Source organism: Streptomyces sp. NPDC052023, assembly GCF_044548465.1.
Taxonomy (GTDB): Bacteria; Actinomycetota; Actinomycetes; order Streptomycetales; family Streptomycetaceae; genus Streptomyces.
In genome coordinates this window covers 23,927-31,768 of sequence record NZ_JBIUBW010000036.1, presented here as the reverse complement: position 1 = coordinate 31,768, position 7,842 = coordinate 23,927, and the positions used below count along the sequence as shown (strand labels likewise).

General features: G+C 72.1%; 8 protein-coding genes. All 8 read right to left on the bottom strand.

The genetic code is table 11. From position 1 onward, the window contains the following. Window positions 1-92 precede the first annotated feature (92 nt). Window positions 93-371, bottom strand: a complete 279-nt coding sequence (locus tag ACIHCM_RS36560; RefSeq protein ID WP_399906064.1) for an HAD-IA family hydrolase — start codon at window positions 369-371, stop codon at window positions 93-95. A gap of 319 nt (window positions 372-690) precedes the next feature. Further along, on the bottom strand, window positions 691-1,167 hold the full coding sequence (locus tag ACIHCM_RS36555) for an NUDIX hydrolase (RefSeq protein ID WP_399906061.1): 477 nt from the start codon (window positions 1,165-1,167) through the stop codon (window positions 691-693). Window positions 1,168-1,197: 30 nt separating this feature from the next. Then, window positions 1,198-2,817 (bottom strand): carbamoyltransferase, encoded by a 1,620-nt coding sequence (locus tag ACIHCM_RS36550; protein ID WP_399906059.1) that lies wholly within the window; start codon window positions 2,815-2,817, stop codon window positions 1,198-1,200. Then, window positions 2,817-3,683: an AAA family ATPase gene (locus ACIHCM_RS36545; protein WP_399906056.1), complete on the bottom strand. Its 867-nt coding sequence runs from the start codon at window positions 3,681-3,683 to the stop codon at window positions 2,817-2,819. The genes ACIHCM_RS36550 and ACIHCM_RS36545 overlap by 1 nt, the downstream gene beginning before the upstream one ends. Window positions 3,684-3,685: 2 nt before the next feature. Beyond that, window positions 3,686-4,717, bottom strand: coding sequence for a Gfo/Idh/MocA family protein (locus ACIHCM_RS36540; protein ID WP_399906055.1), 1,032 nt, complete (start codon window positions 4,715-4,717; stop codon window positions 3,686-3,688). Then, window positions 4,714-5,619, bottom strand: coding sequence for a sugar phosphate isomerase/epimerase family protein (locus tag ACIHCM_RS36535; protein WP_399906052.1), 906 nt, complete (start codon window positions 5,617-5,619; stop codon window positions 4,714-4,716). The genes ACIHCM_RS36540 and ACIHCM_RS36535 overlap by 4 nt, the downstream gene beginning before the upstream one ends. Next, window positions 5,616-6,860: a methionine adenosyltransferase gene (locus ACIHCM_RS36530; RefSeq protein ID WP_399906049.1), complete on the bottom strand. Its 1,245-nt coding sequence runs from the start codon at window positions 6,858-6,860 to the stop codon at window positions 5,616-5,618. Before ACIHCM_RS36530 ends, ACIHCM_RS36535 begins: the two co-directional genes overlap by 4 nt. Beyond that, window positions 6,851-7,840, bottom strand: a complete 990-nt coding sequence (locus ACIHCM_RS36525) for a glycosyltransferase (protein ID WP_399906046.1) — start codon at window positions 7,838-7,840, stop codon at window positions 6,851-6,853. The genes ACIHCM_RS36530 and ACIHCM_RS36525 overlap by 10 nt, the downstream gene beginning before the upstream one ends. Window positions 7,841-7,842 lie beyond the last annotated feature (2 nt).

The window sequence follows — 7,842 nt, the reverse complement described above, 5'->3', positions numbered from 1 at the left end:
GAGGTGCTGGACCGGCATCTGCACCAGCTGCCAGCAACCCCTCCCCACCAGAGCCCGTACGACAACAAGATCGAGACAGACCTAACGGAGTCCTAGTAGTGGAGGGCGGCCATTCCTGCCTGTCGGGCGGCTGTGACATTGGCGGCGGTGTCGTCGATGAACAGGCAGCGGTCAGCGGGGGCCCCGACGCGTTCGGCGGCAATGCGGTAGACGCGTGGGTCGGGTTTCGCAACGCCGATGCGGGCGGTGTTCACCACCGCGTGAGCCAGGGTGTCCAGGCCTTGGCGGGCGAGGTCCTGTTCCAGCCGGGTGGTTCCATTGGAGACCAGGGCCACGGACGCGACGGTGCGGACTTGGGTGAGCAGGGCCACCAGTTCCCCGTCCACCAACGGCGGCGCGGGCACGTTCCTGCGATCCGCAGGTCGTGGCGAGGTCGGCGGCCACGGCGGCCCGCCATTGCTCGTCAGTGATCTCCCCGGTGATGGCCGGGTGGACGCGGGCGGGTGCGAAGGCCGCGGCGGCGAGGGCGCCGACGGGCAATCCGTGGGCGTGCTCGATGTCGTCGTCAGCGGGCCAGTGCCGTAGTACGCCGTCGATGTCGCAGAGCACGGCGGCGTACGGCTCGGGAGAGCCGGCCGGGCAGTTCTCAGTCATGCCCGCAGTCTGCTCTGCCCCGCCAGCGGGGAACGCTCATCCGGACAGTTCGACGGGGCGCACGGGTGCACCGTGTTCGAGGACGCCGGCGACCAGGTCGGCGAGCCCGATCGGGTAGACGGTCTCAGCCGTGCCGCGCAGCTCGGCAACGGGCCACCAGCGGTATTCACGGATGTTGTCCGGCTGCGATGCCCGGGCCGGGTCGACGTCGGACGCGGAGACGCGGGTGAGGAAGTACTTCTCCACCTGGCGGACCTCACGGCCGCCGACCATGTGGTCCTTGCTGCGCTCCGCAAGCTGCGCCCCGAGTTCGACCGCGTGCTCGTCGATCCCGAGTTCTTCGCGCAGCTCGCGGAGCGTCGCCGTGGCGTGGTCCTCCCCGTGCTCCAGGGAGCCGCCGGGCGTCGCCCAGAAGCCGCCGTTCTCGTCGTAGCGCAGCAGCAGGACGCGGTCCAGGGCGTCGAGGACGATGGCGCGGGCAGCTTCCCTCAGCGGCGGGGTGGCGGTCGTCATGTCCTTAGTGTGGCAGCCCCCGGAGGGGGGTCAGGACCGCTCGACCACGTATTCGCCAATGCAGGCCGCGTCCAGGTCGCAGGCCTGGAACGTGGCGAGTGCGTGGGCGGGTGTCTCGACGATGGGTTCGCGGTCGTTGTAGCTGGTGTTCAGGACGACGGGCACGCCGGTGAGCTGGTAGAAGTGCTCGATCAGTGCCCCGTAGGTGGGTGCGACGGTGGGGTCGACGGTCTGGACGCGGGCGGTGCCGTCGACGTGTACGACTCCGGCGATCTTGTCGGCGTGGTCGGGGCGGACGGGCGGGGCGAGCAGCATGAACGGGCTGGGCAGGTCCAGATCGAACCAGGTGCCCGCATGGTCGGCGAGGACGGCCGGTGCGAATGGCCTGAACGGTTCCCGGTGCTTGATCCTCTGGTTGAGGGCGTCGGCGCTGTCGCGGGTGCGGGGATCGGCGAGGATGCTGCGGGCCCCCAGCGCGCGGGGCCCGAGCTCGCTGCCGCCCTGGAACCATCCGATGATCTTCCCGTCGGCGATCATCTGGGCGGCCGTGCGGGCGATGTCGCTCTCGCGCCGCCATGTGAATGGCGTGCGGTGGCGTTCGAACAGGCCGGAGCGGGGGTCGCGGCGCAGGGCCTGTTCGATCTCCTCGGCCGTGTAGTCGCGGCCGAAGTAGTCACTGTTCAGGGGGCGCTTGGGGAGATCGCCGGTGAGGCGGTGCCAGGCATAGAGCGCGCAGCCGAGAGCTTGGCCGCGGTCGGATGAGGCGGGCGGGGCGAAGTAGCCGGTGACCTCGGGCAGGCGGCGGAGCTTGTCGGCGGCGACGCAGTTGAGGGCGACGCCGCCGGCGAAGCACAGGTCGGGCAGGCCGGTCGCGGCGATCGTCTGGGTGGCGAGCGCGCACAGGGCGCGCTCGGTCTGGTCCTGGACGTAGGCGGCCGCGTTGGCGGCCAGGTCGTGCGTACCGAGGCTGCCGTACGGGCCGAAGTCGAAACCGGTCCGCCTCGCCAGGTCGGCGACGCCAGGGGCGTGGGTGTGGGTGAGTCGTCCGTGGACCTGGGTGTCGACGACGTCGAACAGCGGGGCGAGGTAGAGGCCCGGGTCGCCGTACGCCGCGAGGGCCATGGTCTTGCCGGCCTCCTGCTCGTGCCAGCCGAAGTGGTTGGTGAAGGCCTCGTATGTTGCGCCGATCCCGCCCGCCCTGGGCCTGGTGGGCGGGTTGCCGCCTTGGCGCTCGATCCCGTCGGGGGTGGCGGCGTAGTAGGTCTCGGTGTCGTTGTTGTTGCCGGCGCCGTCGACGACCAGCACGGTCGCTTCCTCGTACGGGCTGAGGCAGTAGGCGGTGTAGGCGTGGCTGAGGTGGTGGTCGACCGGGAGGATCCGCTCGCGGTCGATGCCGAGGTGCGCGAGGCCGGTCTCGGTCCGGGTGGGCGGGGTGCGGCCGATGCCGCTGACGGCGACCAGGTCGACGTCGGCGAGGGTGAGGCCGGCCGCGCGCAGGCAGTACAGGAGCGAAGCCTCGAAGCCGGGGCTGTAGCGGGTGCGGTTGAGGCGTTCCTCGCCGATCGCCACCATCACGTTTTCGGTGATCAGGGCGGCGCCGCCGTCGTGGCCGAGGTTGATGCCGACGACGCAGGGGGTGGTGCGGCTCATCAGGCGGCCCTCCGGTCGGGGTCGGCGAGCGGGTTCCACAGCCGGGTGCGTCCGGCCGGGTCGCGGTGCAGGGCGCCGAGCTGGCAGAGCTGGACGGTGCCGCCGCGGTGGTCGATCGCCGGGGTGAAGGGGTGGCCGAGGGCTTCGAGCCCGCCGAGCTGGGTGTAGGCCTCGGTGAACTGCTCGTCCATTGGCGGTCGCGGGTTGGGGGCGGCCGCAGAGGTGAGGCGCCGCGCGGTCTGGTCGAGTCCTGCGTCCGCGAGTACGCCGGCGACTTGGGCGAGGACTGCTTCCGGGGTTGCCCCGTCGGTGTTGATGATCGTCGGTGGGGTCGGGCACAGCGTGGGCGCGATGTCGGTGTAGAAGGTGTGCAGCCGCTCCAGTAGGCCTTCGTCGAACCACTGCTTCCAGCGCGGAAGTTCGGCCACCTTCCCGCGGCGCGTCAGGCTCTGGTCGGGGCTGACCAGGAGGATCGCGGTGAGGACTGTTTCCGGGAGTTCGGGAGCGATGCGGCGGGCGTAGAACTCACGCGCGACCGTGTAGGGCAGGGAGTCCTCGGCGTGGGTGGCGTAGCAGTAGGCCAGCGCCCCGAGGTGGTTGCGGTCGGCGATGAGCAGACGGGTTGCCTCGTCGGTAACCAGGCGGCGCATGGCCCGGGCCTTGTCGAGTTCGTGCCGCAGGAACCACAGGGTGTGTCCGGCCGGACTGGGGTGGATGGGCGCGGAAAGGCCGGTGGCGAGGCGGGCGTTGGGCTCGGTGATCCACATCGTGTCGTCGCCGAGGGCGCACACCATGCGGGCGAGGAGGGAGGTTTTGCCCGCTCCGGGCGGGCCGTCCAGGACCAGTACGGGGGCGTCGTGGGCCACGATCAGGTGTCCTTCCGTGTGCGGGTGAGGCCGGCGAGGGCGAGGGCGAGGTCCTCGACGCGCAGCGCGAGGTCGGCGCTGGTCGGCAGGTCGGCGGGGTGCTGCCCGGACAGGCGGGCGTCGACGGACGCCCACATTTCGGCGAACGGGTCGGCGAAGCCGCTCTGGACGCCGCCTGCGGTGGTGAGTTGGGTGGTGGCGGCCGGCTCGTAGGGGCGGGCGAAGTCGATGGTGGCGGCCGCCGCTTGGTCGGCGAAGTGGATCTGCTCGTGGAAGGTCCCGGCCGGGGTGGCGCTGATGACCAGGGTGAACGGCTCCCCCGCGGGCCCGTGCAGGTGCGCATGGACGGATTGCCTGGCGGGATCGAGGCTGCATTCGGTGGCGGTGGTGCCGGGGACGGCCAGCACGAGTGCGGTCAGCAGGTGGTAGCCCTGCCACAGCAGGATCTGCAGCGCGGTCACCTGGTGCGGGTCGAGGTGGTCGGGGACGGGCTGGGGAGGGTCGTCGGCGAACGTGTACGGCTTGAACCCGGGCGGGAGCAGGCGGCGGCGCGCGGCTTCGTCGACGCCGTCGGCCTTCACCAGCCAGCCTCCGGCGGGTTCGGGCACGTGGGCGAGGGCCGCGTGCAGCGCCGGGTCGTGGGCGCGCATCGCGCCGACCTCCAGCAGCAGCCCGGCATCGCGGGCGCGCTCGGCGAGCTTGCGGGTGCGGATGACGTCCAGGCAGACGGGTTTCTCGGTGACGACGTGGACGCCGGAATCGAGGGCCTCCTCGATGAGGTCCTCGTGCACGCCGGTCAGCACGACCAGCACGTCGGCGTCGGCCAGGAGGTCGCCGACCCGGGTTGCGGTACGGGGCACGGCGAACCGCTGCTGCGCGGTGAGGGCCCGTGCGGGGTCGCGGTCAGCGACCGCGATCACGTCGAACGTGTCGGAGGCCGCGAGCAGCGGGAGGTGCAGGCCGAAGGCGGCGGCGCCGCATCCGGCGACCGCGAGCCGCCACGGACGGGCGGGCGCGTTGAGGGTGGGGGTCATCGGGGTGCCTCCGCGAGGGTCCAGCAGCGGGTGGCCGCGTGGTGGGACAGGCGGGCGATCTCGCCTGCGGGCAGCGCCCGCAGGCTGGGGTTGAACAGCTCCACGCTCACCGGCCCGTCGTACCCGGCCCGGGCCAGGGCGTCGGCGAAGGCCGGCCAGTCCAGCGCCCCGTCGCCCGGGAGCAGGCGCTGCGCATCGGTGAGCTCGCCGACGGTGCGGTGGGCGGGGGTGTCGGCGATCTGTACGTGCGTGATGCGGTCGGGGCCGAGAGCGGTGATGTGGCCGGGGTCGGCTCCGGCGGCCTTCCAGTGGAAGGAGTCCACCAGGACACCTGTGTTCTCTGCGCCGGTGTCGTCCAGCAGTTCGGCGAGTTGGGGCAGGCTGTCGACGACCGGGTGCGGGCCGTCCAGCTCGGGCGGCAGCCCGGTGCGGATGCTGACGGCCTCGACGGCGAGCCGCCCGCCGTAGGAGGCGGCCGCGGTGGCGAGCTCGGTGATCCGCTCCCGCGCGACGGTCCGCGCCGTGGTGGTGTCGAGCGGGGAGCGGGGGTTGAGGACGGTCGTGGCGACGGTGCAGCCCAGTTCGGCCATGGCCTCCAGCCGACTGTCCAGACCGTGCAGGCAGGCGCGGTAGGTGTCCGGGTCGACCAGCAGCGGGGCGGGCAGGACGGGCCCGGCGGGCAGGATGCCGCTCGCGGCCGCCACGCTCACGCCCATCTCCTGCAGCAGGTCGCGTAAGGGTCCGGTGCCGTGGGATTGGGCCTGCTGGATGGAGACTTCGACCGTGGGGAATCCGGCGCCCGCGGCCAGGGCCAGGAACTGCTCCAGCGGGATACCGGAGAGGGTGGCCGGGTTGAGGCAGGGCACGAATCGGCCGGCAGTGTCGGTGTGGGGCGTGGTCATGCCGTGGCCAGCTTCCCGTCCAGCAGTTGCTCGCGCAGCGTGCCCAGGTCCGCCATCACCGCGTCGATTACCTTGCGCACTCCCGCTTTGCCGAGCGGGTGGGGGCCGGGGGTCTGCACGATCGCCTGCCAGGGGTCGGTCAGGTCCCGGCCGGACTGGGAGACGAGCACGACCGCGCAGTCCAGGCCGGTCTCCTCGTGCAGGCGGCGGGCGGCCTCGGCGGCGGCCAGGTTGTACAGCTTGCCGACGTGGTAGACGGGGTTCTTCCCGGAGACGCCTTCCGCGGACCAGGGCCTGAGCATGCTGATCAGCCCGTTGGCGCGGTTGCCGCGGCCGACGACGCCTTCGTCGCCGGACTCGATCGACGAGCCGGTCGCGGTCAGGTACAGCTCGGGACGGCTGTCGTCGTCCCGGGTGTTGACGGCCACGGTCACCTGGTGCTCGGGCGCGATCGTGGACGCAAGGTCGGTGATCAGGTCGCGGGCCTGGGTCCGGCGGGCGATGTAGGTGTCCAGATCCGCCGTCTCGCGGGCGATCTGCGGCACGCACGCGGTCAGCTGCACGCTCGCACCGTGCCGGACGACCATGAGCTTGATGTCGGTGCCGTAGTAGGGGTGTTCGGCGCGGAACGCCTCGCTCGTCAGCTGCTCCTCGATGCCGAGGGCGAGCTGCTCGGCGATGCCCAGCGGCCAGTAGGCGACGCCGGCCGAGGTGTCGTTGGAGAACATGCGGTGGCGTTCGGCGAGGTCGTCCAGGGTGCGCGGGGCGAACCACCGCTGCCGGGAGGCCTCGCGCTGGGCGGCGTCCGCAGCATGGACGGCGCCAGGGCTGGAGGCCTGCGTCAGCCGCGGCCGTACATCGACCCACCGGTCGACCTCGAGCAGCGGCAGAGCGCTCGCGAGGTAGTCGCGCGCGGCGGTGGTGACGATGTCGGCGACCGGGATGGTGTGGTCGCCGAGGGCGGCGGTGATGCGTCCGTTGACCAGGACCTGGACGGGTGCGGTGAGCTCGCCGTGACCGAAGCGGACGTCGGCGGCTCCGCCGAGCAGGGACGTCTTGTCGGTGTTGTGGTGCAGGATCGCGCCGAACTCCTCGAGGCAGTAGCGGCTGTAGGCGCGAGAGATCGCCTCGGCCACGCCGTCAGCGAGGGTGTCGGGGTGACCGGCGCCCTTGCGCTCGACGACCTCGGCGCCCAACGGGGTGGAGGCGGCGGGCAGGCCAGTGGTGGTGATCACGTCCATGCGGGGGACTCCTTCGTCGGGGCGTGCTGGGCGAGGGCGATGGGGCGGCGGCCGAGCAGGCGCAGCCGTCCGCGTTCGAGGTGGTAGGCGCCGATCCGGGCGAGGTCGCGGGCACCTTCGACGGCGCGGGCGCGGTCCAGGAAGGTCCACCCGGCGGCCAGGTTGATGACGGCGGCGTGTACCGCTTCGCGGCCAGCCTGGATCGCGGCGGGCTCCACGATCACGCTCAGGTGCATCCGGGCGACACACACGCCGTGCCCGGCGCCCTGGCAAAGGAAGTACTTGAGGGTCGTCTCCGGGCGGTACACCGGATGGGAGGCAACGGCGGACGGCTCGATGAGGGTCTGGTGGCCGGCCTGGCGGGCCCGGTCGATGAACTCCAGGTCCTCGCAGTCGCCCATCCACCGGCCCCGGCGCCCGAGATCGGTGCGGAACAGACCGAGGTCGAGTGCGGTTTGCCGGTGGAAGAGGAGGTTGCAGCCGGTGACCCAGTACGGCCACACGGCCAGCTCCCGGCCCTCGGGCCAGTCCACCGCGCCGTGGCACTCGCGCAGCGCCTTCGTCAACGCCGTGACTTGTCCGCCCGGGTAGGTGACGTGGGTGCGGCCGCCGACGGCGAACACATCTTCTTCCTCGATCGCGGTGACGAGGGCCTGCAGCCAGCCGGGTTCGGGGGTGATGTCGGGGTCGGTGACGGCGACGTACCGGCCGCGGGCCGCGCAGATCCCGCGGTTGCGGCCGGCGCTCAGGCCCGGGGTCGGTTCGTACAGCACGCGCACGGTGAAGGGCCAGTCGCTGTCGCGGACCGCGTCGGCGATCGGCCGGACGGGCCCGGGCAGGTCGTTGTCCACGATGACCGCCTCCAACTGTGCAGTCGGCAGCGTCTGCTGGGCCAGGGCGTCCAAGAGATTCCGTACGCTCTGGGTGTTGCCGCGGGCGCTGACGACCACGGACACCAGCGGCGTAGTCGGGTCGGGCATGG

Coding starts and splice junctions, on each gene's coding strand:
- ACIHCM_RS36525 (WP_399906046.1), bottom strand. CDS start 7,840: ATGCCCGACCCGACTACGCCGCTGGTGTCCGTGGTCGTCAGCGCCCGC.
- ACIHCM_RS36540 (WP_399906055.1), bottom strand. CDS start 4,717: ATGACCCCCACCCTCAACGCGCCCGCCCGTCCGTGGCGGCTCGCGGTC.
- ACIHCM_RS36530 (WP_399906049.1), bottom strand. CDS start 6,860: ATGGACGTGATCACCACCACTGGCCTGCCCGCCGCCTCCACCCCGTTG.
- ACIHCM_RS36555 (WP_399906061.1), bottom strand. CDS start 1,167: ATGACGACCGCCACCCCGCCGCTGAGGGAAGCTGCCCGCGCCATCGTC.
- ACIHCM_RS36550 (WP_399906059.1), bottom strand. CDS start 2,817: ATGAGCCGCACCACCCCCTGCGTCGTCGGCATCAACCTCGGCCACGAC.
- ACIHCM_RS36535 (WP_399906052.1), bottom strand. CDS start 5,619: ATGACCACGCCCCACACCGACACTGCCGGCCGATTCGTGCCCTGCCTC.